The sequence below is a fragment of the Tepidiphilus margaritifer DSM 15129 genome (genome assembly GCF_000425565.1).
In the GTDB taxonomy this organism is placed as follows: domain Bacteria; phylum Pseudomonadota; class Gammaproteobacteria; order Burkholderiales; family Rhodocyclaceae; genus Tepidiphilus; species Tepidiphilus margaritifer.
This window is the reverse complement of the sequence record NZ_KE384397.1, coordinates 356,536-381,409: the sequence shown is the minus strand read 5'-3', so window position 1 is coordinate 381,409 and position 24,874 is coordinate 356,536. Positions and strand designations below refer to the sequence as shown.

Annotated in this window: 28 protein-coding genes; 8 read left to right on the top strand and 20 right to left on the bottom strand. The window is 64.4% G+C overall.

The window, feature by feature from the left end; genetic code table 11:
* Positions 1-28: 28 nt before the first annotated feature.
* Positions 29-469, bottom strand: coding sequence for an HPP family protein (locus tag H607_RS12700; RefSeq protein ID WP_425426912.1), 441 nt, complete (start codon positions 467-469; stop codon positions 29-31).
* A gap of 161 nt (positions 470-630) precedes the next feature.
* Here H607_RS12700 and pstS point away from each other — a divergent pair, with 161 nt between their 5' ends.
* The 7 genes from pstS to H607_RS0110500 all read left to right on the top strand — a co-directional run bounded on the left by pstS (position 631) and on the right by H607_RS0110500 (position 6,690).
* A complete protein-coding gene (gene pstS / locus H607_RS0110530; RefSeq protein WP_083962028.1) occupies positions 631-1,683 on the top strand; it encodes a phosphate ABC transporter substrate-binding protein PstS in 1,053 nt (350 codons plus the stop codon).
* A 17-nt stretch (positions 1,684-1,700) separates the two neighbouring features.
* Positions 1,701-2,672, top strand: a complete 972-nt coding sequence (pstC, locus tag H607_RS0110525; RefSeq protein WP_028875406.1) for a phosphate ABC transporter permease subunit PstC — start codon at positions 1,701-1,703, stop codon at positions 2,670-2,672.
* Positions 2,669-3,541 carry a phosphate ABC transporter permease PstA gene (pstA, locus tag H607_RS0110520; RefSeq protein WP_028875405.1) on the top strand — a complete coding sequence of 291 codons (873 nt, stop codon included), beginning with the start codon at positions 2,669-2,671 and terminating at the stop codon, positions 3,539-3,541. The genes pstC and pstA overlap by 4 nt, the downstream gene beginning before the upstream one ends.
* A gap of 21 nt (positions 3,542-3,562) precedes the next feature.
* Entirely contained in the window at positions 3,563-4,381 is an 819-nt protein-coding gene (gene pstB, locus H607_RS0110515; RefSeq protein WP_083962027.1) for a phosphate ABC transporter ATP-binding protein PstB, read from the top strand.
* A gap of 71 nt (positions 4,382-4,452) precedes the next feature.
* Positions 4,453-5,187: a bifunctional demethylmenaquinone methyltransferase/2-methoxy-6-polyprenyl-1,4-benzoquinol methylase UbiE gene (ubiE, locus tag H607_RS0110510; RefSeq protein ID WP_028875403.1), complete on the top strand. Its 735-nt coding sequence runs from the start codon at positions 4,453-4,455 to the stop codon at positions 5,185-5,187.
* Between the two features lie 24 nt (positions 5,188-5,211).
* Positions 5,212-6,099: a Tim44 domain-containing protein gene (locus H607_RS0110505; protein ID WP_028875402.1), complete on the top strand. Its 888-nt coding sequence runs from the start codon at positions 5,212-5,214 to the stop codon at positions 6,097-6,099.
* 3 nt (positions 6,100-6,102) lie between these two features.
* Positions 6,103-6,690 carry a hypothetical protein gene (locus H607_RS0110500; RefSeq protein WP_028875401.1) on the top strand — a complete coding sequence of 196 codons (588 nt, stop codon included), beginning with the start codon at positions 6,103-6,105 and terminating at the stop codon, positions 6,688-6,690.
* 46 nt (positions 6,691-6,736) lie between these two features.
* On the opposite strand, the gene H607_RS0110495 is transcribed toward H607_RS0110500, so the two are convergent.
* The 9 genes from H607_RS0110495 to H607_RS12695 form a co-directional block, all read right to left on the bottom strand.
* Entirely contained in the window at positions 6,737-7,177 is a 441-nt protein-coding gene (locus H607_RS0110495; protein ID WP_028875400.1) for a F0F1 ATP synthase subunit epsilon, read from the bottom strand.
* Positions 7,178-7,263: 86 nt separating this feature from the next.
* Positions 7,264-8,661: a F0F1 ATP synthase subunit beta gene (atpD, locus tag H607_RS0110490; RefSeq protein WP_028875399.1), complete on the bottom strand. Its 1,398-nt coding sequence runs from the start codon at positions 8,659-8,661 to the stop codon at positions 7,264-7,266.
* 29 nt (positions 8,662-8,690) lie between these two features.
* Complete coding sequence (gene atpG, locus H607_RS0110485) at positions 8,691-9,560, bottom strand: F0F1 ATP synthase subunit gamma (RefSeq protein ID WP_028875398.1); 870 nt, start codon at positions 9,558-9,560, stop codon at positions 8,691-8,693.
* A gap of 34 nt (positions 9,561-9,594) precedes the next feature.
* Positions 9,595-11,133, bottom strand: a complete 1,539-nt coding sequence (atpA, locus tag H607_RS0110480; protein ID WP_028875397.1) for a F0F1 ATP synthase subunit alpha — start codon at positions 11,131-11,133, stop codon at positions 9,595-9,597.
* 10 nt (positions 11,134-11,143) lie between these two features.
* Positions 11,144-11,686, bottom strand: coding sequence for a F0F1 ATP synthase subunit delta (locus H607_RS0110475; protein WP_028875396.1), 543 nt, complete (start codon positions 11,684-11,686; stop codon positions 11,144-11,146).
* A gap of 3 nt (positions 11,687-11,689) precedes the next feature.
* Positions 11,690-12,163, bottom strand: a complete 474-nt coding sequence (locus H607_RS0110470) for a F0F1 ATP synthase subunit B (protein WP_028875395.1) — start codon at positions 12,161-12,163, stop codon at positions 11,690-11,692.
* A gap of 49 nt (positions 12,164-12,212) precedes the next feature.
* Complete coding sequence (atpE, locus tag H607_RS0110465) at positions 12,213-12,458, bottom strand: F0F1 ATP synthase subunit C (RefSeq protein WP_028875394.1); 246 nt, start codon at positions 12,456-12,458, stop codon at positions 12,213-12,215.
* Positions 12,459-12,560: 102 nt separating this feature from the next.
* Positions 12,561-13,412: a F0F1 ATP synthase subunit A gene (gene atpB / locus H607_RS0110460; protein ID WP_028875393.1), complete on the bottom strand. Its 852-nt coding sequence runs from the start codon at positions 13,410-13,412 to the stop codon at positions 12,561-12,563.
* A gap of 9 nt (positions 13,413-13,421) precedes the next feature.
* The gene (locus H607_RS12695) at positions 13,422-13,763 is read right to left on the bottom strand and encodes an ATP synthase subunit I (RefSeq protein WP_211218552.1); all 342 of its coding nucleotides are present in this window, start codon (positions 13,761-13,763) and stop codon (positions 13,422-13,424) included.
* Between the two features lie 139 nt (positions 13,764-13,902).
* Here H607_RS12695 and H607_RS0110450 point away from each other — a divergent pair, with 139 nt between their 5' ends.
* A complete protein-coding gene (locus H607_RS0110450) occupies positions 13,903-14,343 on the top strand; it encodes a PaaI family thioesterase (protein ID WP_028875392.1) in 441 nt (146 codons plus the stop codon).
* 31 nt (positions 14,344-14,374) lie between these two features.
* Here H607_RS0110450 and H607_RS0110445 read toward each other — a convergent pair whose 3' ends face one another.
* The 10 genes from H607_RS0110445 to adh all read right to left on the bottom strand — a co-directional run bounded on the left by H607_RS0110445 (position 14,375) and on the right by adh (position 24,780).
* Complete coding sequence (locus H607_RS0110445) at positions 14,375-15,196, bottom strand: ABC transporter ATP-binding protein (protein ID WP_083962026.1); 822 nt, start codon at positions 15,194-15,196, stop codon at positions 14,375-14,377.
* A 46-nt stretch (positions 15,197-15,242) separates the two neighbouring features.
* Positions 15,243-16,493 carry an ABC transporter substrate-binding protein gene (locus H607_RS0110440; protein WP_028875390.1) on the bottom strand — a complete coding sequence of 417 codons (1,251 nt, stop codon included), beginning with the start codon at positions 16,491-16,493 and terminating at the stop codon, positions 15,243-15,245.
* A 44-nt stretch (positions 16,494-16,537) separates the two neighbouring features.
* Entirely contained in the window at positions 16,538-17,611 is a 1,074-nt protein-coding gene (locus H607_RS0110435) for a branched-chain amino acid ABC transporter permease (protein ID WP_028875389.1), read from the bottom strand.
* A gap of 3 nt (positions 17,612-17,614) precedes the next feature.
* Entirely contained in the window at positions 17,615-18,502 is an 888-nt protein-coding gene (locus tag H607_RS0110430; protein ID WP_028875388.1) for a branched-chain amino acid ABC transporter permease, read from the bottom strand.
* A gap of 1 nt (position 18,503) precedes the next feature.
* Positions 18,504-20,468, bottom strand: a complete 1,965-nt coding sequence (locus tag H607_RS0110425) for an AMP-dependent synthetase/ligase (protein WP_028875387.1) — start codon at positions 20,466-20,468, stop codon at positions 18,504-18,506.
* Positions 20,458-21,255, bottom strand: coding sequence for an ABC transporter ATP-binding protein (locus H607_RS0110420; protein WP_028875386.1), 798 nt, complete (start codon positions 21,253-21,255; stop codon positions 20,458-20,460). The genes H607_RS0110425 and H607_RS0110420 overlap by 11 nt, the downstream gene beginning before the upstream one ends.
* A 140-nt stretch (positions 21,256-21,395) precedes the next feature.
* The gene (locus H607_RS0110415) at positions 21,396-21,797 is read right to left on the bottom strand and encodes a DUF779 domain-containing protein (RefSeq protein ID WP_028875385.1); all 402 of its coding nucleotides are present in this window, start codon (positions 21,795-21,797) and stop codon (positions 21,396-21,398) included.
* Positions 21,798-21,844: 47 nt separating this feature from the next.
* Complete coding sequence (locus H607_RS0110410) at positions 21,845-22,120, bottom strand: DUF4242 domain-containing protein (RefSeq protein WP_028875384.1); 276 nt, start codon at positions 22,118-22,120, stop codon at positions 21,845-21,847.
* Between the two features lie 21 nt (positions 22,121-22,141).
* Positions 22,142-23,197: a zinc-dependent alcohol dehydrogenase family protein gene (locus H607_RS0110405; RefSeq protein WP_028875383.1), complete on the bottom strand. Its 1,056-nt coding sequence runs from the start codon at positions 23,195-23,197 to the stop codon at positions 22,142-22,144.
* A 62-nt stretch (positions 23,198-23,259) separates the two neighbouring features.
* Positions 23,260-24,780 (bottom strand): aldehyde dehydrogenase, encoded by a 1,521-nt coding sequence (gene adh, locus H607_RS0110400; protein ID WP_028875382.1) that lies wholly within the window; start codon positions 24,778-24,780, stop codon positions 23,260-23,262.
* Positions 24,781-24,874: the final 94 nt, after the last annotated feature.

The window sequence follows — 24,874 nt, the reverse complement described above, 5'->3', positions numbered from 1 at the left end:
TCGCCACATCGAGCGCCCCTTTGCCCGCTCACCACCAGTATTTGGGATACGCCCGCCCCGTGCGCAGATTATTGACGATCAACGCCACCCCGACCAGGGCGAGCACCCCGCACAGAGTCGGTGTGATCAAAAACTTCCACGACGCCCCCGAGAGCATGACGATGAGCGGGTTCGAACCGGCGGGCGGATGAACGGTGCGCGTGAGCTGCATCCCGGCGATGGCGCAGCCCGCCGCCGGCGCCATGTTCCACCAGGCATTCCCCAGCAGGCGCAAGAACACCAGTCCCACGAGCGAAGCGAGCAGATGTCCGCCCATCACGTTACGCGGCTGGGAAAAAGGGCTGTCGGGAAAGCCGAAAAGTAGCACACAACTTGCGCCGAACGAACCCAGAACGAGCGGCAGCTGCAACCTGCTCGAAGCATAGGCCACGACGGCGATGGCAATCATTCCGCCGAATACAGCGACGATTCGTCATATCCCTTGTCGTCGTTCCGATCCGCGACGACCACCTCATCGAACCAATGAGACACAGGGACACACGCACCGCCCTCATGCGCTGATTTGTCACATCCCTGTCACATTACTTCCCTACCATGGCGCCTCGCATCCATCGCTCGAGGAGATACGCCATGAATCCCGTTCGCCGCCGTCTCACCCGCCTGTTGCCGGCCGTGTTTGCCGCCGCGCTCATCCCGCTGCCGTTCGCCGCCCCGGCGCACGCCGCCGATCCGGTGACGATCACGGGTGCCGGCAGCTCCTGGATCTACCCCCTGCTCACCAAGTGGGCCGCCGCCTATGAGAAAGAAACCGGCGTGCGCATCAACTATCAATCGATCGGCTCCGGCGGAGGCATCGCCCAGATCAAGGCCGGCACGGTCGATTTCGGCGCCACCGACATGCCCCTGCCTTCCGACGAGCTCGAACGCGCCGGGCTCATCCAGTTTCCCACCGCCATCGGCGGGGTCGATCTCGTGGTCAACCTCGAGGGCGTCAAGCCGGGTGAACTCGTGCTCAGCGGCCCGGTAGTCGGCGACATCTTCCTGGGCAAGATCACGAAGTGGAACGACCCGGCCATCGCCGCCCTCAACCCCGGCGTGAAACTGCCCGCGACCGACATCACCGTCGTACACCGCTCCGACGGCTCGGGCACCACCTTCACCTTCTGCGACTACCTCAGCAAGGTAAACCCGGAGTGGAAAGAAAAAGTGGGCGTGGGCACCTCGGTCAACTGGCCCACCGGCGTGGGCGGCAAGGGCAATGAGGGGATCGCCGCCTACGTCGGCCGCCTGCCCGGCTCCATCGGCTACGTCGAATACGCCTACATCCTCGAGAACAAGCTCAACTACGTGCGCCTGGTCAACCGCGACGGCAAGACGGTGAGCCCCAGCCTGCAGGCATTCCAGGCAGCCGCGGCCAACGTCGACTTCACCAAGGCCAAAGATTTCTACGTGCTTCTCACCGACCAGCCCGGCGCCGAAACCTGGCCGATCGCGGGTTCCACCTGGCAGCTGCTGCGCAAGGACGCCCCGGCCGAGAAGAACCGCGAAGTGCTGCGCTTCTTCCGCTGGGGATTCGAGAAAGGGCGTGACGTCGCCGAATCGCTCTCCTACGGCCCCCTGCCCGAGAGCACGGTCAAAGCGATCGAAACCTACTGGAAAAACAAGCTGGGCATCGAGCCGTGAGCGTGACGACGCAAACGATGAACGCATCGCAGCAGGGGCCAGCCACCCTGGCCCCCCGGCGCCGGGACACGGGCGACAAGCGCTTCGCCCGCCTCACCGGCGGATTCGCCCTGATCGTGGCCGCCACCCTCTTTGCCATCCTCGTCGCCCTCGTCCTCGAGAGCTGGCCGGTGTGGCGCACCTTCGGGCCGCGATTCCTGTGGGACTCCTCCTGGGACGCCGTGGCCGGGCGCTTCGGCGCCCTGCCCTTCATCTACGGCACCTTGGTGAGCTCGGCGATCGCCCTGGTTCTCGCCACGCCGGTGAGCTTCGCCATCGCCGTCTTCCTTTCGGAGCTCTCGCCGCGCTGGCTGCGCCAGCCGCTCGCCACCACCATCGAGCTCCTCGCCGGTATCCCCAGCATCGTCTACGGCATGTGGGGCCTGCTCGTCTTCGCCCCCTGGTTCGCCCGTTTCGAACCGGTGCTCTCCGCCACCCTGGGGCAGATCCCGGGAATCGGGACCCTCTTTCGCGGACCGCCTCTGGGCATCGGGCTGCTCACCGCCGGCGTCGTCCTCGCGGTCATGATCCTGCCCTTCATCTCCTCCATCATGCGCGACGTCTTCCTCCTCACCCCGGCCGCGCTCAAGGAATCGGCCTACGCCCTGGGCGCGACGCGCTGGGAAGTGGTGCGCCGCGTGGTACTACCCTACACGCGCAGCGCCGTCATCGGCGGCATCTTTCTCGGCCTGGGGCGAGCACTGGGCGAGACGATGGCCGTGACCTTCATCATCGGCAACACCAACGAGATCCCGCCGAGCCTGCTGTTACCCGGAGCCTCCATCGCCTCGGTCATCGCCAACGAATTCACCGAAGCGGTCACGGAACTGCACCGCGCCTCGCTCCTGGCGCTCGGTCTGGTGCTCTTTCTCATCACCTTCGTCGTGCTCGCGCTCGCCAAACTCCTCCTGCTGCGGCTCGACGGACTCGCCAAAGGAAAACCGGCATGAACGGCCTCGACGGACCGGACAATCCGCTGCCACGCCGACGCCGCCGGCTCGACCGCGTGATGATGACGTCGATGACGCTCCTCACGGTGCTGGGCGTCTTCTGGGTGGTGTGGATCCTGCTCACCACCCTGGAGCGGGGGTTCGAAGCCTTCTCGCCCGATCTCTTTCTCAAAGACACGCCGCCGCCGGGCGTAGCGGGCGGCGGGCTGAGGAACGCCTTCGTCGGCAGCCTCGAATTGCTCGCCGTAGCGCTGGCGATCGGCACCCCCGTGGGGTTGCTCGCCGGCACGTGGCTGGGCGAATTCGCGCGCCGTCATCCCATGGCCGGGGCCGTCGTACGCTTTCTCAACGACATCCTGCTCAGCGCCCCCTCCATCGTCATCGGCCTCTTTGCCTACACCCTGCTCGTTGCGCCGCTCAAGCACTTCTCGGCACTCGCCGGCGGCGTGGCGCTCGCCCTCATCATGATTCCGGTCGTGGTGCGCACCACCGACGAAATGCTGCGCCTCGTGCCCGACGCCCTGCGCGAAGCGGCCGTGGCCCTGGGGATCCCCTACTGGCGCATGGTGGTCCACATCAGCTGGAAAGCCGCCTCGCGCGGCATCCTCACCGGCATCCTGCTCGCGCTCGCGCGCCTCAGCGGCGAGACCGCACCGCTGCTTTTCACCGCGCTCAACAGTCCCTACTTCAGCACCGCCCTCGACAAGCCCATCGCCAGCCTGCCGGTGGTGATCTTCCAATTCGCCATGAGCCCCTACCCCGACTGGCAGAAACTCGCCTGGGCCGGCGCCTTCGTGGCCATGGTCTTCATCCTCGCCCTGGGCCTGCTCGCGCGCTGGCTGCAGGCACGTGGTACCTCCTCCACCTGAGTCCTCGATTCGGAAAAAACGATGTCCGATACCGTCCTGTTGCCCACCGAACGCCCCGACCCTCCCGCCGCCGCCGAACCCGCCCCGCCCGCCGTGCTGCGCGTGCGCGGCCTCGACTTCTGGTATGGCGGCTACAAGGCGCTCAAGAACATCCACCTCGACATTCCCCAGCGACGCATCACGGCCTTCATCGGCCCTTCGGGTTGCGGCAAATCGACGCTGCTGCGCACCTTCAACCGCATCTACGAGCTCTACCCCGAGCAGCGTGCCACGGGCGAGATCCTCTTCCATGGCCGCAACCTGCTCGATCCCCAGATCGACGTCGCCGCCATCCGTGCCCGCATCGGCATGGTGTTCCAGAAACCGACCCCCTTCCCCATGACGATCTACGAGAACATCGCCTTCGGTGTGCGCATGTACGAAAAGCTCGACAAGGCGGAGATGGAGGCTCGCGTCGAATGGGCCCTCAGGAAGACCGCCCTGTGGGATGAGGTCAAGGACAAGCTGCAGCAAAGCGGCCTGGGGCTCTCCGGGGGACAGCAGCAGCGCCTGTGCATCGCCCGGGCCATCGCCGTCAAACCCGAAGTGATCCTGCTCGACGAACCCACCTCGGCGCTCGACCCCATCTCCACGGCCAAGGTCGAAGAGCTGGTCGCCGAGCTCAAGGAAGAGTACACGGTGGCCATCGTCACGCACAACATGCAGCAGGCCGCCCGCCTGTCGGACTACACCGCCTTCATGTACCTGGGGGAACTCGTCGAATTCGGCGAAACCGACCAGATCTTCGTGCAGCCGCGCCACAAGCAGACCGAAGACTACATCACGGGCCGGTTCGGCTGATTTTTCCGCCCCGCGGCTCGATGCGTTATCATGGGCGTTTCGCATCGATGCTGCGGAGGCACGCGTACGCCATGAACGAGGTCACCGACTTCGGGTTTCGCAAGGTGCCCGAGACCGAAAAGAAACGCCTCGTCGGCCGGGTATTCTCCTCGGTCGCCGGCAAGTACGACCTGATGAACGACCTCATGTCGCTCGGCCTGCACCGGCTGTGGAAGAAATTCACCGTGGCCGTCTCCGGTGTGCGCCGCGGCGACAAGGTGCTCGACATCGCCGGCGGCACGGGCGATCTGACGTTGGCCTTCGCCCGGCGCGTGGGCCACGCCGGTGAAGTCTGGCTCACCGACATCAACGGTGCCATGCTCGCACGCGGCCGCGACCGGCTCCTCGACGAGGGGCTGCTGGTGCCCACGGCGCAGTGCGACGCCGAAGCGCTCCCCTTTCCTTCCAACCGTTTCGATTGTGTGAGCGTCGCCTTCGGCCTGCGCAACATGACGCACAAGGAGGCAGCGCTCGCCGAGATGCACCGCGTGCTCAAACCCGGAGGACGGCTCCTCGTGCTCGAATTCTCCCGCGTCTGGGCGCCGCTCTCCCCCGCTTACGACCTCTATTCCTTCAAGGTGCTTCCCTGGTTGGGCGAAAAAATCGCCCACGACGCCGAAAGTTACCGCTACCTCGCCGAATCGATCCGTGTGCATCCCGACCAGGAAACCCTCAAGGCGATGATGGAACGCGTCGGCTTTCACCGAGTCGATTATTACAACCTCACCGCCGGCGTGGTCGCCCTGCACGTCGGTCGCAAACTGTGAGATCCAACCCCTAACGGAGGTCCCATGAAGCGATCCTTCCTCGTGCTCCTGCTCGCCTTGTTCGCTTGTGCCAATTTCCCGGGCGAGGCCGAAGCCAAACGCCTCGGCGGCGGCATGGGGGGTGGCATGCAGCGCAACATCACCCCGTCGTCTCCCGTCGCCCCCCGCCCGGCACCCGCCACGCCGACCGCCCCTGCCACTCCGGCACCAGCGCCCGCTCCCGCGCAACGCCAGGCGCCGGCCCCGCAGCCCGCACCCGCCCCGCAGCCCGCGCCCAAACGTTCCTGGTTGGGCCCCCTTGCCGGGCTTGCCGCCGGTCTGGGACTGGCGGCGCTCTTCCACCACTTCGGCATGGGCGAAGAATTCGGCTCGCTGCTGCTCCTCGTGCTGTTGGCCGTCGTGATCGTCACCCTCTTTCGTCGCTTCGCCGGCGCACGGCGCGCGCCCGAGCCGGCGTACGCCGGCCCGACCGAGCGCACGATGAGTGAACCCACGGCGAGCACTCCCGCCATGCCCACTGCCGCCGCCGCTGCCAACGCAGACGATCTGCGCAGCCAAATCGACGAAGCCGCCTTCCTCACCGAAGCCAAACGACGCTTCGTCGAGCTGCAAGCAGCGCACGATCGGGGCGACTGGGAAGCCATTGCCTCCCTCGTCACGCCCGAGCTGCTCGCCGACTTGCGTCGCCAGGGCGGACAGACTCCCGGCGAGAAAACCGACGTCGTGATGCTGGAAGCGCGCCTCGTCGATCTCACCCTCGAGGGAGATCACTACGTCGCCACGGTCGAATTCTCCGGCAGCCTGCGCGAGTCGCGCGATGCCCCGCCGCAGCCTTTCACCGAGTACTGGCACCTCGTCAAACCGCGCGAGGGCGGCGGCTGGCGCCTTGCCGGCATCCAACCGGTGGCCTGAACCATGTGGCAAGGGGTGCTCACGGCGGCGCTCGACCGCCACCTCGACGAAGTCCCCTGGTGGCGCGAGCGGCTCGCCGCCCACGCGGGCGCCGCAGTGCGCCTCGAGGTCGAGCCCCTACCCCCGCTGGGGCTGAAGATCGCCACAGACGGCCGGCTGCTGCCCGATGATGCCATCGCCCCGCCGGCCGTGACCATTCGGCTACGGCTCGACGAGCTCCTCCGCCGCCGGCTGCTCGATCGCGAATCGTCGATACGCACCCACGTCGAAGGCGAAGCGACAATCGCCGAATTGCTCGCCAAGGCGTTCTCCGAACCCGCCCCCACCCTGGAGCACTGGTTCGCCGAGCGTTTCGGCCCCATCCTCGGTCTGCGCTTCTTCGCCCTGCTGCGCGCCGCATTCGCCGCCCTGCGCAACGCCGGCGAGGCGATCGGCGGCAATCTGATCGAAGCGCTGAAAGAAGAAGAGGGCTTGCTCGCCACCCGCGCCGAGAGCGAACGACTGCGAGCGGAAACGGCAGAGCTCCTCCGCGAGCTCGACGTCCTGCGTCAACGAATCGGGCGGCTGGAAAGGCAAGGACGCCAGACGTGAAAAAGGCCGCACGCAGCGGCCTTTTTCACGTGGATCGTCGGACGGATCAAGGTCCGCCCACGCGATTCTTCATGCGCTTGATCTGCTCGATCGTTTGCAACTGCGCCACAGCCTCGATGAGCTCGGCCTGCGCCCGGGCATAGTCGATCTGCGCTTTCTGGCTCGCGAGCGCCTCTTCGGCCCGGCGTTTGGCCTCCATCGCCCGCGCCTCGTCCAGATCCCGGCCACGGATCGCCGTGTCGGCAAGCACCGTCACCAGGCCCGGCTGCACTTCGAGCAATCCCCCGGCGACGAAAATGATCTCCGGTTCGTCATGGTCCGGCACCTTGATGCGCACCGCCCCGGGACGGATACGGGTGAGCAGCGGCGCATGCCCCGGCAGCACCCCCAATTCGCCCGATTCTCCAGGCAGTACGACCAGCTCCGCAAGCCCCGAGAACACCTGCTCCTCGGCACTCACGATGTCGACATGTACGGTCATCGCCATGTATGCATCCCCTCGTCGAACGCGCTGCGGCAAAGAGACCGCGGCGCGCGATCACGGCCGCCGTCGGGTGACGGCAGCCGGAACCGTCATTGCAGTTTCTTGGCCTTCTCCATCGCCTCGTCGATGGTGCCGACCATGTAGAACGCCTGCTCGGGGATGTCGTCGCATTGCCCCTCGACGATCATCTTGAAGCCGCGGATCGTTTCTTTCAGCGGCACGAACTTGCCGGGGCTGCCGGTGAACACCTCGGCCACGTGGAACGGCTGCGACAGGAAACGCTGGATCTTGCGCGCACGGGCCACCACCAGTTTGTCTTCCGGCGAGAGTTCGTCCATGCCGAGAATGGCGATGATGTCGCGCAATTCCTTGTAGCGCTGCAGCGTTGCCTGCACGGCGCGGGCCACCGAATAGTGCTCCTCGCCCACGATGAGCGGATCGAGCTGACGGGAGGTGGAATCCAGCGGATCGACCGCCGGATAGATCCCTAGCGCAGCGATGTCGCGCGACAGCACCACGGTCGAGTCGAGGTGGAGGAAGGTGGTGGCGGGCGAAGGGTCGGTCAGGTCGTCCGCCGGCACGTACACCGCCTGGATCGAGGTGATCGAACCCACTTTGGTCGAGGTAATCCGCTCCTGCAGTTTACCCATCTCCTCGGCAAGCGTCGGCTGATAACCCACCGCCGAGGGCATCCGCCCGAGCAGGGCCGACACTTCGGTACCGGCCAGCGTGTAGCGGTAGATGTTGTCGACGAAGAAGAGGATGTCACGCCCTTCGTCGCGGAACTTCTCCGCCATGGTGAGACCCGTGAGCGCCACGCGCAAACGGTTGCCCGGGGGCTCGTTCATCTGGCCGAAGACCATCGCCACCTTGTCGAGAACGTTCGACTCCTGCATCTCATGGTAGAAGTCGTTGCCCTCACGAGTGCGCTCGCCCACGCCGGCGAACACCGACAGACCCGAGTGCTGCTTGGCGATGTTGTTGATGAGCTCCATCATGTTGACGGTCTTGCCCACGCCGGCACCGCCGAACAGACCCACCTTACCCCCCTTGGCGAAGGGGCAGATGAGGTCGATCACCTTGATGCCCGTCTCGAGAAGCTCCACCGAGGGGGAGAGCTCGTCGAACTTCGGCGCCTTCTGGTGGATCGAGCGATATTCGTCGGCCTGGATCGGACCGGCCTCATCGATGGGACGGCCGAGCACGTCCATGATGCGCCCCAAGGTCCCCGTACCAACCGGCACGGAGATGGGCGCACCCGTGGCGCGCACCCGCATCCCGCGGCGCAGCCCGTCGCTCGAACCCAGCGCGATGGTACGCACCACGCCGTCACCCAGCTGCTGCTGTACCTCGAAGGTGAGCCCCGTCTCGGCGAATTCGCTCGTATCCTCGAGCTTCAAGGCTTCGTAGATTTTCGGCATTGCGTCGCGGGGGAACTGGATGTCCACCACCGCGCCGATACATTGAACGATCGTACCCGTTGTCATCGTGTGTTTCCTCGATTGTGCATTGTTCGTCACACCGCCGCCGCGCCGCTGACGATCTCGGCGAGCTCTTTCGTGATCGCCGCCTGCCGCGATTTGTTGTAGACGAGCTGCAGTTCCTTGATCACGTTGCCCGCGTTGTCGGAGGCCGCCTTCATCGCCACCATTCGGGCGCTCTGTTCGGAGGCCATGTTCTCGGCCACCGCCTGGTAGACGATCGCTTCGATGTAGCGCACCAGCAGCTCTTCGATGACCGTCTGGGGATCGGGCTCGTAGAGGTAATCCCACGCGTGCTCCGGCGCCCCCAGCCGCTCACCGGTGAGCGGCAGCAGCTGCTCGACCACCGGTTCCTGTTTCATCGTATTGATGAAACGGGTGTAGGCGAGATGCACCGCATCGATCTCACCGGCGTTATAGGCGTCGAGCAGCACGCGCACCGGGCCGATGAGCTGGTCGAGGTGCGGCACATCGCCAAGCTGCGTGCGCTGGGCCACGACGTTGGCCTTGATGCGCTGCATGAATCCCAAGCCCTTGTTGCCGATCGCCACCACGCGGATGTCCTCGACCCCGCCGTCTTCCCAGGACTTCATGGTGTTGACGGTATGACGCAGGATGTTGGTGTTGAGGCCACCACACAGCCCTTTGTCGGTCGTCACGAGGATGAGCCCGACCCGCTTCACCGGCTCCTTTTGGATGAGGAAGGGGTGACGGAACTCGGTGACGTTGGCGTGCGACAGGTTTGCGGCAAGCCGACGGATCTTCTCGGCGTAGGGACGGGCCGTCCGCATCCGCTCCTGGGCTTTGCGCATCTTGGAGGCCGCCACCATTTCCATGGCTTTGGTGATCTTGCGCGTGTTCTGCACGCTCTTGATCTTGCCCCGTATCTCTTTGCTACCGGCCATATCCCGTTTCTCCTAGTGATCGTCGCCCGTACGCTCAGACCCAGGATTTCTTGAACGCGGCGATCGCATCCTTGAGACGCTGTTCGTCTTCCGCGGAGAGCTCACCCGTCTTCAGGATGCGCTCCATGACCTCGGGCAGCTGCTGCGCCACGTACTGGTGCATGTCATGCTCGCACGCCAGCACTTTTTCCACGGGAACGTCGTCGAAGAAGCCGTTGTTGACCGCCATCAGCGACACCGCCATCTGCGCGATGTTCATCGGCGAGTATTGCGGCTGCTTCAGCAGTTCGGTGACGCGGCGACCGCGCTCGAGCTGCTTGCGGGTGGCCTCGTCGAGGTCGGAAGCGAACTGGGCGAACGCCGCCAGTTCCCGATACTGGGCGAGGTCGGTCCGGATACCGCCCGAGAGCTTTTTGATGACCTTGGTCTGGGCCGCGCCCCCCACCCGCGACACCGAGATGCCGGGGTTGACCGCCGGACGGATACCGGCGTTGAAGAGGTCGGTTTCGAGGAAGATCTGACCGTCGGTGATCGAAATCACGTTGGTCGGCACGAAGGCGGAGACGTCACCGGCCTGCGTTTCGATGATCGGCAGCGCCGTGAGCGAACCGGTCTTGCCCTTGACCTCGCCCTGGGTGAAGTTCTCCACGTATTTCTCGTTGACGCGCGCGGCACGCTCGAGCAGCCGCGAGTGCAGGTAGAACACGTCACCCGGATAAGCCTCGCGCCCCGGCGGACGACGCAGCAGGAGCGAAATCTGGCGATAGGCCCAAGCCTGTTTCGTCAGGTCATCGTAGATGATGAGGGCGTCCATGCCGCGGTCGCGGAAGTATTCGCCCATGGTGCAACCGGCATAGGCGGCCAGATACTGCATGGCCGCAGATTCGGAGGCCGAGGCGGCCACGACGGTGGTGTACTCCATCGCGCCGTGCTCTTCGAGCTTGCGCACCACGTTGGCGATGGTCGAGGCTTTCTGCCCGATCGCCACGTAGATGCAGTACATGTTCTGGCCTTTTTGGTTGATGATCGTGTCGACGGCCACCGCGGTCTTGCCGGTTTGGCGGTCGCCGATGATCAGCTCGCGCTGTCCGCGGCCGATCGGGATCATCGTATCGACGGCCTTGAGGCCCGTCTGCACCGGCTGCGACACCGACTTACGCCAGATGACGCCCGGGGCCACTTTTTCGATCTTGTCGGTGAGTTTGGCCTCGATCGGACCCTTGCCGTCGATCGGCTGACCCAGCGCATTGACCACGCGTCCGAGCAGTTCGGGACCGACCGGCACTTCGAGGATGCGGCCGGTGGCCTTGACCGTGTCGCCTTCGGAGATGTGCTCGAAGTCACCGAGCACCACGGCGCCGACCGAATCGCGTTCGAGGTTGAGCGCGAGCCCATAGGTATTGCCGGGAAACTCCAGCATTTCACCCTGCATCGCGTCGGCCAGGCCGTGGATACGGCAAATGCCGTCGGCGATCGACACCACGGTGCCCTCGTTGCGGGCCTGGGCGGACAGCTGCAGGTTCTGGATCCGGCTCTTGATCAGGTCGCTGATTTCAGAGGGATTGAGTTGCATCGAATGACTCCTAGATTTTGAGCGCAGCGGCCAGGTTCGCGAGCTTGCCACGTACGGAAGCATCGATCACTTCGTCGCCCACCTGCACCCGCACCCCTCCGATCAGCTCCGGATCGACGGTGACTTCGAGTTGCAGCTTTTTCTTGAAATGGGCTTCCAGGTCTTGTTTGAGGCGTTCCCGTGCCGCATCGTCGAGCGGAAATGCACTCGTGACCTTGGCAATGGCGACGCCTTCGTGATCGTTCTTCCGGGCGACGAACAGCGCATGGATCTCGGGCAGGAGCAGCACGCGGTCGTTCTGCACGAGCAACCGCACGAAGTTCTGCACCGCCTCGGGCAAGGGCTGGTCGGCCCCTGCGAGATCGAGGAGCAGGCGTGCCTTGCTGTCGTCGTCGACCTTGGGATCGAGCAGGACACTACGCACCTCGTCGAGGGTGACGAGGGCGGCGAGCCGCTCCAGCGCTTGCGACCAGGCCTCCAGCGCCCCGGCCCCCAGCGCCAGCGAGAACGCGGCCTCCGCATAGGGGCGAGCGATGGTGACTTTTTCGGCCATGGCTTAGACGAGTTCCTGTTTGAGGTTGGCCAAGAGCTCGGCGTGAGCCTTGGCGTCGATCTCGCGGCGCAGGATGCGTTCGGCGCCGGCAACGGCGAGCCGGGCGACTTCCTCGCGCAGATCATCCTTGATCCGCTCGACGGCGGCACGCGCCTCCTGCTCGGCCGCTTCGCGCGCCTGGGCGATGAGACGCGCCGCTTCTGCGCGGGCCTCTTCCATCAGCTTGGCGATCTGCTTGTCGGCGGCGGCACGCAGCTGGGCTGCCTCCTCGCGCGCCTTGCGCAGCTCTTCGACGGCCTTCTTCTCGGCGAGCGCCAGATCCGCTTTGGCCTTGTCGGCCGCCGCCAGCCCCTCCGCAATTTTGGCCGAACGCTCGTCGAGCGCCTTGACGATCGGCGGCCACACGTATTTCATCGTGAACCAGCCGAGGATGAAGAACACCACCAGCTGGGCGATGAGGGTTGCGTTCAAATTCACGACGTCTGCCCCCTATGAAAAAACGGATGGGCGTTCACGACTCCGAGGATCAGAGCTGGAACGGGTTGGCGAACGCGAACATCATCGCGATACCGACGCCGATCAGGAACGCCGCGTCGATCAGACCGGCGAGCAGGAACATCTTGGTTTGCAGCGCGTTCATCAGCTCGGGCTGACGGGCGGACGCTTCGAGGTATTTCGATCCCATGATGCCGATACCGATACAGGCGCCGATGGCACCGAGACCGATGATGAGACCAGCGGCGAGCGCGACGAGACCCAGAACGTTTTCCATGACGACTCCTAGTGGTTGATGACAAAAAAAGAAAAGCGCGATTCTACACCGTTTGCCCATGACCAACGGCGGCGGAAGAATCTCCCCCGCCGCCGCATCCGGTCAGTGCCCTTCGTGGGCCTGCCCCACATACACCAGCGTCAGCATCATGAAGATGAACGCCTGCAGGACGATGATCAGGATGTGGAAGATGGCCCATGCCGTGCCGGCGAGCACGTGACCGACGAAGCCGAGCACGGTGGCGGTGCCGCCCAGCAGCGCGATCAGGATGAAGATGAGCTCGCCCGCGTACATGTTGCCGAAGAGCCGCAGCCCGTGCGACAGGGTCTTGGCGAGGAACTCGATGATCTGCATGAGGAAGTTGATCGGATAGAGCACCGGATGGCTGCCGAAGGGCGCGGTGAAGAGTTCGTGCAACCAGCCGCCGAATCCCTTGATCTTGACGTTGTAATAGAGGCAGATGAGGAGCACGCCGATGGACATGCCCAGGGTGGCATTGACGTCGGCCGTAGGCACCACCCGCATGTAGGCGTGGTGCGGATCCCCGCCCATCGCGGCATAGACCCCTTCCCAGATGCGGGGCAGCAGGTCGACCGGCAACAGGTCCATGGTATTCATGAAGAGAATCCACAGAAAGACGGTGAGCCCGAGCGGGGCCACGAACTTGCGCGACTCGGCGCTGTGGATCACGCCTTTGGCCTGGTCGGCGACCATCTCGACCAGGATCTCCACGGCGGCCTGAAAGCGCGTCGGCACGCCGGAGGTGGCTTTCTTCGCCGCACGGTAGAGCAGGTAGACGGTGAGCACGCCGAGAACGATGGAATAGAACAGCGTGTCGAGGTTCAAGACCGAGAAGTCGACGATGTGCTTCTGCGGTCCACCCAGGGTATTGAGGTGCGTCAGGTGATGAACGACGTATTCGGACGCCGTCGGTCCGTGTGCGCTAGCAGTCATGCCTTTCCCTCAGATTTTGCGTAAAAATCCAGCAACGGCGATGTTTGCCTGCAGCGTCACGACCAGGCCGACGATCAACGCCGGCCAACTCTGTACACCGACATGGCGCACGAACGCGAACAGCAACATCACCACGGCGGCGATCTTGAACAGCTCGCCGACCAGGAAACCGACTGCCGAGGGAGTGCCGAGCCGCGCGCGCATCGTCAGATAGACGGCGAACGCGGCATTGGGCAACCAGACCGAGAACGCGCCGATCGCCGCCGATCGCCCTGCTGCTTCGCCGGCCAAGCCCCAAGCCGCGAGCGCGGCGAGAACCCCGGCAACGAGTTGCCACGCCGCCAGACGCATCAGGCCGGAGCCCACGGCGACCACCCCCTGCAGAAAATCCCGCGGATTCTAAAGCACGTCGGCCGATGCTGTCAAACTCCGTTACACTATTCCATACCCCACGATCAGAATAGTCCGATTCACGACCAAGGAGGATTCCATGCCATTCACCCCTGTCGATCCCGACTTCGTGCGCCGCGTGCGCGACAATTTCGCCCGCCAACGCGTCATGCAGACCTTCGGTGCCGAGCTCACCCGCGTCGAACCGGGCGAAGTGGAGATCGTGCTCCCCTTTCGCGCCGACTTGACGCAGCAGCACGGTTTCCTGCACGCCGGGGTCGTCATTACCATCCTCGATAGCGCGCTGGGCTATGCCGCCTATTCGCTGATGCCGCCCGGCCATGCCGTGCTCTCGGTGGAGATCAAGACCAACCTGCTCGCACCCGCCAGGGGGGATCGCCTGGTGGCGGTGGGGCGCGTGGTGCGCGCCGGGCGTACCCTCACGGTATGTCTGGGCGAAGGCTGGATGGAGCGCGAGGATGGCCGCGAGCAGGTGGCGCTGATGACGGCCACCATGATCGGCTTGCCCGACCGGGAGTAAGGAGGAGGCGCGGCAAGAGCCGCGCCTTTCCTCAGGCGAGCCAACGCTTGCGCCGGCGATAGTGCTTGACGTTGTGATAATCGACGGCATGACTGCCGCCGAGGTAGAACTCCTGGATGTCGGGATTCTGGCGCAGCAGCGCGGCGCTGCCCTCCATCACGATGCGCCCCTGGTCGACGACGTAGGCGTGCTGCACCACGTTCAGGGCCGCCACGGCGTTCTGCTCCACGAGGAGCACGCTCATGCGCTCTTTCTCGTTGATGGTGCGGATGATGCCGAAGATCTCCTTGACGAAGAGCGGCGAGAGCCCCAGGCTCGGCTCGTCGAGCATCAGGAGTTTCGGCTCGGTCATGAGCGCCCGGCCGATGGCGAGCATCTGTTGCTCGCCGCCCGAGAGATAGCCCGCCTTCGACCTCGCGCGCTCGACCAAGCGCGGGAAGTACCCATAGACCATGTCGCGCAGCTGCAGGTAGCGGCGCTGGTCGCGCCCGCGGTAGGCAGCGACGAGGTTCTCCTCCGGCGTGAGATGCCCGAAGACGCGCCGCCCCTCGAGTACGTGGGCGATGCCCAGATGCACCCGTTGCGGTGCCGGCATCGTGCCCAGATCGCGCCCGGCGAACTCAATGTGCCCGCGGGTCACCTCGCCGCGCTCGGGCGCGAGCAGACCGCTCACCGATTTCAGCGTGGTGCTCTTTCCGGCGCCGTTGGCGCCGAGCAGCGCTACCATGTCGCCTTCGCGGATCTCGAGCGAGACGCCCTTGATCGCCAGGAACACCTTGTCGTAGACCACTTCGACGTTGGATAGCCGCAGCAGCACGGGGGCCGTGCCGCGCGTATCGCCCGTTTGGCTCATGCTCGCTCCCTGTACGGCGCCGGGAAGGCCCCGGCGCCGGCCATCCTCATTTCGCTTGGCTGAACTTCGCCGCGCTCGCGCGGGCTTCCTCCCACACCACGTCCTGGTAGGCCGCGGCCCAGTCGCTCACCGGAACCCAGGCTTTGCCATCCCACTGCGACACGCGCGCTTGGCCGCCACCCTGGTGATCCTGCGGCGTGATCGTTACCGGCGGCATGAAGCCCTTGGTGTCGAGATCGCGGATCATCTCCATGCCAGCCTTGAGTTTCTCGCCGGTGAGCGGCGGGCCGAATTTTTCCAGCGCCAGTTTCGCGCCCTCGGTGGCGATCACCATGTCGGCCACGCCATAGTTGTAGTAGGTGTTGCCTACCCGCGCTTCCGGTCCGGCGCCCTTGCCGGCCTTGTAGACCTTGTCGAGGATGCGCTGGATGATGGGATGATCGCGGCCGGGCTGCACCACTTCGACGCGCTTGACGCCGATGGCCGTGCTCTCGCCAATGTTCTTCATGTCGGTCTCGGTGAGCCAGACGACCGACAGGATCTTGGACGGATCGATGCCGTTGCGCACCGCCTCGCGCACCGACACCATCTGCGAGTTGCCCGCGCCCCAGATCAGCACGTAGTCGGGACGGTAGCGGCGCACGTCGGACCACACGGCCGATTGTTCATTGCCGGGGCTGGGATAGGCAAAGGCGCGCAGCTCGAAGGATTTCTGCTGGGCGAGTTTCTCCAGGATGGGGAGCGGCTCACGCCCGAAGGGAGTGTCGATGTGCACGTGGGCGATTTTCTTGCCCTTGAGCCCGCCTTGAGTGTCCTCGACGTACTTGAGCAGACGCGCCGCCTGCGACCAGTAACTGGCCATCATGGGGAAGACGTAAGGGAAGGTCTCGCCCACCATGGCGTCACCGCGCCCGTGCAGCGGTGTGCCCAGCACCACCTTGTCCTGCAGCGCCCGCGGTACGACGGCGTTGGCCACCGGCGTGCTCAGGAACATGAAGTAGATCGCCCCTTCCTCGCGCGCGCGGTTGTAGAGCTCCAGGCCGCGCTGCGGTTCGTTGCCATGGTCGCGCACGATGGCCTCGAACTTCTGCCCCTTGATGCCGCCCTCCTCGTTGATGAGGGTGAGGTAGTCGCGCTGCCCCTGGCTGAATTCGTCGGCCACGAACGTGTAGACCTTGGTGAAATCGTGGAACAGGCCGAATTTCACCGTCTCCTGCGCTTGCAGCGCCGGCGCGGCGGCCAAGGCGGCCGTGGCGAACAGCGCCCCGATCATGCCTTTCTTGAACGTCTTCTTCATCGTGTCTCCTCCTTGTCGTCGTAATGAACCACCTGAAATTTCCGTCAGCGCCGCGAGTGCTTGAACGGCCACACGAGGAAATAATTGCGCATGTTGTCGTAGATCTTCGCCAGCCCCAGCGGCTCCGCGAGCAGAAAACCGATGATGAGCGCGCCGTAGATCATGAGCGGCAGGTGTGCGAGCAGGTTTGCCGACACCGACAGCCAGCCGGCATCAGAAAGCGCCGCGATGCCGTTGGAGAGGATCATCGGCGTGAGCAGCACGAAGGCCGCGCCGAGATAGGCGCCGATCACGCTGCCCAGGCCGCCGACGAGCACCATGGCCACGAGCTGGGTCGAGACGTTGAACCCGAACTGCTCCGGCGTCACGGCCCGGTAGAAGCAGAACGCCAGCACCGCGCCGCTCATGCCGCCGAAAAACGAGCTGGAGAAAAAGGCGAGCAGCTTGTACCTGAAGGGGCTCACCCCGATCACCGAGGCGGCGTAATCCTTGTCGCGGATGGCCACCAGGGCCCGCCCGAAACTGGTGCGCTTGGTGTTGAGCAGGAAAAGCGTCATGAACACCGCCCAGAAAAAGGCGAAGTAGTAGCGCGTGAGCCCATCGGCGAAGGAGAAGAAGAGCACGCGGGCTTCGGGCGCCTGCAGCGTGGCGTGCGCTCCGCCCGAGATCGCTGGAACATTGACGATCACCCAGTCGACGAGATACTGCATGGCGAGCGTGGCCATCACGAGGTAGAGCCCCTTGACGCGCAGGGCCGCCGCCCCAAAAAGGCAACCGATCACCGCCGCGACGAGCCCTGCCCCGATGAAGGCGAGCTCGAAGGGCACCCCCAAGCGCACGAGGTGGATCGCCGAATAGGCCCCGATGGCCATCACCGCGGCGTAGCCGAAGTGCAGCTGCCCCGCCACCCCCATGAGCAGCGTCAGCGACAGGGTGGCCGCACTCCAGATGAGCCAGGGCAGGAGGTAGTTTTGCAGGTAGAGCTCGGAGAGCCACAGCGGGGCGCTGAGCGCGAGCAGGAAGAGCACCGCCACCAGCCGCCGGTCGGCAGGAATGGGCCACAGCCGACGCGTGTCTTCGTAGCGGGTATGGTGGACGCCGGAGAGACGGTAGAACATGGGTCAGACCCTCTCGATGTCTTCGCGACCGAACATGCCGTAGGGCCGGAAGAGGATGGTGAGCACGATCAGCACGGAAGTGACGACGTCGCGCGTGCCGCCGCCGACGATGGGATCGAGATAGCCGGGAATCACCGAGCCGAGCACCCCGACCACCAGCCCGCCGACGAAGACGCCGAGCAGGCTGTCGATGCCGCCCAGGATCACCACGGCGATGGCGGGAAAGAGCAACGCAGACAGGGTCCAGTCCACTCCTTGCACCGAACCCCAGACGGTACCGGCCCCCACGGCGGCCACGCCGGCGATGCCCCAGGAGATGCCGATCGCGCGCTCCACCGAGATACCCACGGCCCAGCTGGCGACGTGATCGTCCGAGACCGCGCGCAGCTTGGTGCCGAGCCGGGTACGGAAAAAGAGCATGGCCGCGGCGATGAGTACCATGGCGCCGATCGCCCCGACGAGGTAGGCGCGGTTGACGAAGACGTCGGCCACGATGATGGGCGCAAGACCGATGCCCAGGTCGAGCCGTTTGGGCGCCGCACCCAGCAGTCCGGGCACGAAACCCCGCAGGAAGATGTCCAGACCGAGCGTGAGCATGACGATCATGATGACCGGCTGGCCCACCATGCGGCGCAGCAGCCAGCGCTCGGTGGCCAGACCGAAGAGGAACATGCCCACCACCGCGAGCGCGATCGCCAGCCACAGCGGCCAGGAAAGAAGACTCACCACGGCCCAGACGAGATAGCCCGAGAGCATCACCATTGCCCCCTGCGCCAGATTGGGCACGCCGCTCGCCTTGTAGATCAGGGTGATGCCCAGCGCCACGAGGCTGTACATGAGCCCGGTGCTCAGGCCATTGACGAAGAGTTCGGCCAGAAACAAGAAATCCATCTCACTCTCCCTGCGCCGGGGCGACGTCGTGGAGCCGCAGACGGCGGGCGATGACGCCGGTCTCGCCGGTCTCGTAGGTGATCGTCGCCTGGAAGTCGATCTCGTGACGCGCCGGATCGTAGAGCGCCTCGAGGATGGGTGCGTAGCGCTCGTAGATCACCTTGCGGCGCAGCTTGCGCGTGCGGGTGACTTCGCCGTCGTCCGGGTCGAAGGGCTTGTGCAGGTTGACGAAACGGCGGATGCGAAGTCCCGACGGCAGCACCTGGTTGACGTGCGCGATGACCCCGGCGACCAGATCGTAGACTTCGGGCTTCTGCGACAGGTCGGCATAGGAGGTGTAAGGCACGCCGTGCTCCTCCGCCCAGTGCCCCACCGCCTCGAGGTCGATACAGACGATGGCGGAAAGGAAGGGACGGTTCTCGCCGATGACGCAGACGTCCTTGACGTACTGGCTGAACTTGATGCGGTTTTCGATGTAGGTGGCGACGTAGCGCTCGCCGGAGGCGGTGTAGGCCACTTCCGACAGGCGCCCGAGCACGACGAGCGAACCATCCTCTTCGAAGTAGCCGGCATCGCCCGTGTGCAACCACCCGTCTTCCAGGGCCTCTTCGCTCGCCTTGGGATTGTCGTAGTAACCGTCGAAGACGTTGTCGCCGCGCACGAGGATCTCGCCGCTGTCGGCGATTTTCACCTCCACGCCGGGGAAGGGCCGCCCGACGGTGTGCAGCTTGACGTCGTCGGCCGACTGGGCGGCGCACAGGGCGCAGTTCTCGGTCTGGCCATAGAACTGGCGCAACGGCACGCCGAGCGCGCGCAGGAAGAGGAAGTCGTCTTCACCGATCGCCTCGCCGGCGGTGTAGGCTCGCCGCACGCGGGCAAGCCCCAGCTGGTCCTTGATCGGGCCATAGATCATCCACTCGCCCAACGCCCGCCACAGCCGCGCACCGAACGAAGGCGGATCGCCGGCCAGGCGTCGCCGTTCGAGCTCGATGGCGAAGGCCATGAAATGCTCGTAGAGTCGGCGCTTGAGCGGGGTGGATTCGTCCATGCCCACCTGGATGCGGGTGATCATGCCGGCCCAGGCACGCGGCGAAGAAAAGAAGACGGTGGGGGCGATCTCGCGCAGGTCGCGGATCACCGTTTCCTGCCGCTCGGGAATGTTCACCGCGAAACGCAGGGCGAAGGCCGCCCCGATGGAGAAGATGTAGTCGCCCACCCACGCCATGGGCAGGTAGGCGACGTGCACGTCGCCATTCTGGAAATAACCCGCCTGTGCGGCGTTGCGTACCGCCGAGAGCACATGGCCGTGCTTGAGCGGCACCCCCTTGGGCGTGCCGGTGGTGCCGGAGGAGTGCAGCAAAACGGCCACGTCGTGTGCCGAGGGACGTTCGAGCAGCGCTTGGCGCAGCAAGGGATCGGCGGCGAGCCGCTCACGCCCGCGTGCGACGACCTCGGCGAAGGCGACGAAACGCTCGGGCATCTTGCCCGCCAGACCGCGCGGGTCGTCGTAGACGATGAGCCGGTAGCGTTCGCCGTGCTCCTTTTCCAGCTGCAGCAGCTTGTCGACCTGCTCCTGGTCTTCGACGACGGCACAGCGCACGTCTTCGCGCTCGGCGAGCAGTGCGATCTCGTCGGGCGTGGCGTCGGGATAGGCTGGCGAGGCGATGGCGCGCAAGGCCCCCAACGCGACCATGGCGAAATACAGCGCCGGCCGGTTGTCGCCGACGATCTGCACCACCTCGAAGGGGCGCACGCCAAGCGATTCGAGACCGGCGGCGAAGGCGAGCACCGTGTCGTGATAATCCTGCCACGTGTATTCGCGCCAGATGCCGCGGTCGCGTTCGCGCATGGCGATCTCGGCCGGATGGCTCGAGGCGTTGGCGGCGAGCAGCGCGAGCAGGTGGTCCCCTTTGCGCCAATCGTGGGGACGCCAGGGCAAGGCTAGAGGCAGATCGTCAGGCCGCATCGCTCGCTCCGATGTAGGCGGCCACGACGGCCGGGTCGTTGATGGTCTCACGCGGGGGCCCTTCGGCGATCTTCACGCCGTCGTTGAACACCGCCACGCGGTGGCAGATCGAGGTGACCACGTCCATGTGGTGCTCGATCATGAGGATGGTGAGGCCGAGATCCTCGTGCGCATCCAAAATGAAACGCACCATGTACTCTTTCTCTTCCTGGTTCATACCGGCCATGGGCTCGTCGAGCACCAGCAGCCGCGGCTCGGCGGCCAGCGCCCGGGCGAGCTCGACGCGCTTTTGCAGCCCCAGGGGGATGACGTCGACGGGCTCGTCGCGCACGTCCTCGAGCTGCAGGAGGTCGATCACGTCCTCGACCTTGGCGCGGTGCGCCACCTCCTCTTTCTTCGCCCACCACCAGTAGCCGAGCGTGGCGAGCGCGCTCGGGCGCATGTGGATGTGACGCCCCACGAGGATGTTGTCGAGCACGGTGAGGCCACGAAAGAGCGCGACGTTCTGGAAGGTGCGCGCCACGCCCTTTTGCGCGATGCGATAGGGGGGAAGCCCGTTGATCTGTTCGTCGAACAGGAACACCCGCCCTTTCTGCGGCGGGTAAAACCCGGTGACGGTATTGACGAGGGTGGTCTTGCCGGAGCCGTTCGGCCCCACCAACCCGAAGATTTCGCCCTGGAAGATCGCCAGATCGGGGCCCTTGAGCGCATGCAGGCCGCCGAACCAGCGATTGACGTTTTCACAGCGCAGCGCAACCCTGCGCGCGGCTTCGGCCGTCGTCGCCACTCCTCCCTCCTTTTGTTGCATCGCAATATCGAATGATGGTGCGATGAACGTTTGTTATCGTATGGGGAAGATACTAGAGGAACTCCGATACGTGGTCAAGAGGGGCAAACGAAATGGGATTTGTTGCAGGGCAACGATACTCACACTTTGCCGGCTGCTTGCAGGGCGGCGTATTCCTCATCGCTAAACAGCCGCGAGCGTACGAGGAAACGCACTCCTTCGCCGTTTTCCAGGGAGAACATGCCACCGCGGCCGGGTACGACATCGATGATGAGCTGGGTATGTTTCCAATAGTCGAACTGCGGCTTGCTGATGTAGAACGGCGCCCCGCCGATCTCGCCGAGCAGGACATCGTTGTCACCCACGATGAACTCCCCTTGCGGATAACACATGGGGGAAGATCCGTCGCAACAGCCGCCGGATTGATGAAACATCACGGGTCCGTACTTCTTGCGGAGTTTTTCGATGAGTTCCAGTGCCGCCGGCGTGGCGATCACCTGGGGCGGCGGATCGTGGGGCACCTTCGAGCTCGTCTCTGCCATGTCCCCTCTCCTGTGGGCCCGAATGGGCCCATTCCAAATACTTTGATTTAGATGCCGGCCGTGGTCGGATCGATCATGCTCGAGATTCGACTGACGACATTGGCGGGAAACCCTCCGGCTGCAGCATGTTCTCGTACGGATGCCTCGTCGGGAGCGATGTAGACGCAATAGATCTTGTTTTCTGTGACATAGCTATGGACCCATTGGATCTGGGGCCCCATGTCGCGTAGGACCCCGCAGGATTTCTGTGAAATCGCGCACAACTCTTGAGGCGTGAGCGAACCAGCTCCAGGGATGTCTCGTTCGATGAGGAATTTCGGCATGGCACATTCTCCAAAAGTTTTTCAGAAACGCGTGATGACGTGGAAACCCATCGTCTTGAATTCACTCATCGCCCGAAAAACATCGTTGACTTCCTCGAGTGCCACCTCGCGGCTGATGAGTGACTTCGGGTTGAGTTTGCCTTGTGCGATGAGCGCGAGCAGTCCGGCGTAGTCGGGATGCGGATTGCCGAAGCTGCCCACGAACTCGAGCTCCATCGCCGTGAAGAGATCCACCGGTAGAGGCACCATCCCACCCTCTTCCTTGGTGGTGAGCCCGATCTGCACGTGCCGGCCACCACGGCGCAGTGAAAGCACGGAATTGGTCGTCGTCTCGCGTACGCCCAACGCCTCGATACTGGCATGCGCTCCGCCCTTGGTGATCTCCTTGATCGCCTCGGGCACTTTTTCGCGCTTAGCATTGACCACGGCGACTGCCCCTTCCTGTTTGGCCTTTTCGAGCTTGGCATCGTCGATGTCGACGGCGATCACGTTCTTGCCCAAAGCCGCAGCGATCTGTACTGCGGATAATCCCACGCCTCCCGCTCCATGCACCGCCACCCAGTCACCTGGTTTGCCGCCAGCACGTACCACGCCATGGTAGGCGGTCATGTAACGGCAACCGATGGCGGCGGCCGTCTTGCCGTCGATATTCTCAGGCAGGCGGATGAGGTTGAAGTCGGCGTTGCGCACGAGCACGTATTGCGCATAGCCGCCGTTGTAGCCGGTGCTCAGCCCGAAAATGACTACGTTCTCACAGATGTTCGGTTGCCCTTTGAGACAGTACTCGCAATGGCCGCAGGCGGAATGGAACGGGACGGTAACGGCGTCCCCCTTGCGGTAGCGCTTGACGTTGCTGCCGACCTCTTCCACCACGCCACCGATCTCGTGCCCAGGCACGATGGGTAGATCGGGAGAAATGCCGATCCACGACCAGTCACCCTGCCAGGCGTGCCAGTCGGAGCGGCAAATGCCGCAAGCCTCGACCTTGAGGATGGCATCATCGGGCCCGGGTTTGGGGGTGGGTAGCTCATCGATTTTGAGGGGATCGCGGTGCTTGACCAAAACGGCGGCTTTCATGATTCGCTCCTCGAGTATCGATCGAACGGGAAGGGAGGAGATCTCCTCCCTTCCCATCCTTGTCAGAAGAAACCGAGTTTCTTCGGCGAGTAGCTCACCAGCAGGTTCTTCGTCTGCTGATAGTGATCGAGCATCATCTTGTGGTTTTCACGCCCGATACCGGACTGCTTGTACCCGCCAAACGCCGCATGCGCCGGATAGAGGTGGTAGCAGTTGGTCCACACCCGTCCGGCCTGGATGCCGCGGCCCATGCGATACGCACGGCTGCCGTCGCGCGTCCACACGCCCGCGCCCAGGCCGTAGAGGGTATCGTTGGCGATCGCGAGCGCCTCGGCTTCGTCCTTGAAGGTGGTGACCGCCAGCACGGGACCGAAAATCTCCTCCTGGAAGATGCGCATCTTGTTGTGCCCTTTGAAGATTGTGGGCTTGACGTAATAGCCACCGGCGAGCTCACCGGGCAGTTTCGCCTGTTCGCCGCCGATGAGGCACTGCGCCCCCTCTTGCTTGCCGATGTCGAGGTAGGAAAGGATCTTCTCCAATTGTTCGGAGGAAGCCTGCGCCCCGATCATCGTCTCGGTGTCGAGGGGGTTGCCCTGCTTGATCGCCTTGACGCGCTCGAGCGCACGGGACATGAATTTGTCGTAGATCGATTCCTGGATGAGCGCGCGCGAGGGGCAAGTGCACACTTCGCCCTGGTTGAAGGCAAAGAGCACCATGCCTTCGATCGCCTTGTCGAAGAAGTCATCGTCGGCCGCGGCGACGTCCTCGAAGAAGATGTTGGGCGATTTGCCGCCGAGCTCGAGCGTGACCGGGATGAGGTTTTGGCTGGCGTACTGCATGATGAGCCGCCCGGTGGTGGTCTCGCCGGTGAAGGCGATCTTGGCGATGCGCGGGCTGGTGGCTAGCGGTTTGCCCGCCTCGAGACCGAAGCCGTTGACGACGTTGACCACACCCGGCGGAATGAGGTCGGCGATGAGCTCCATGAGTACCATGATGCTGGTGGGCGTCTGCTCGGCCGGCTTGAGCACGACGCAGTTGCCGGCCGCGAGCGCCGGGGCGAGTTTCCAAGCCGCCATCAGGATGGGGAAGTTCCAGGGAATGATCTGACCGACCACGCCCAGCGGCTCGTGGAAATGGTAGGCGACGGTGTTCTCGTCGATCTCGGAGATCGTGCCTTCCTGGGCACGGATACAACCGGCAAAATAGCGGAAGTGGTCGATCGTGAGGGGAATGTCGGCGTTGAGCGTCTCGCGGATCGGCTTGCCGTTGTCCACCGTCTCGGCATAGGCGAGTTTTTCCAGGTTCTGCTCGAGGCGATCGGCGATCGCAAGCAATACCTGGGCGCGTTTGGCCGGCGGGGTCTTGCCCCATTTGTCCTTGGCCGCGTGCGCAGCATCGAGCGCGAGCTCGATGTCTTCGGCCGTGGAACGTGCCGCCTGACAGAATACCTTGCCGGTGATGGGGGTGATATTGTCGAAATACTGCCCCTTGACCGGCGGCACCCATTTGCCGCCGATGAAGTTGTCGTATTTTGCCTTGAATTGGACCGGGGCGCCCGCGGCGCCAGGGAAGGGGTAGAGCATCTTCGGGTCTCCTCTTGGGTGGATGAATTGGTCGCCACCTCTCGAGTGGCGTATACATCAAATTAGTATATACATAGATAAATGCAATTCTTTG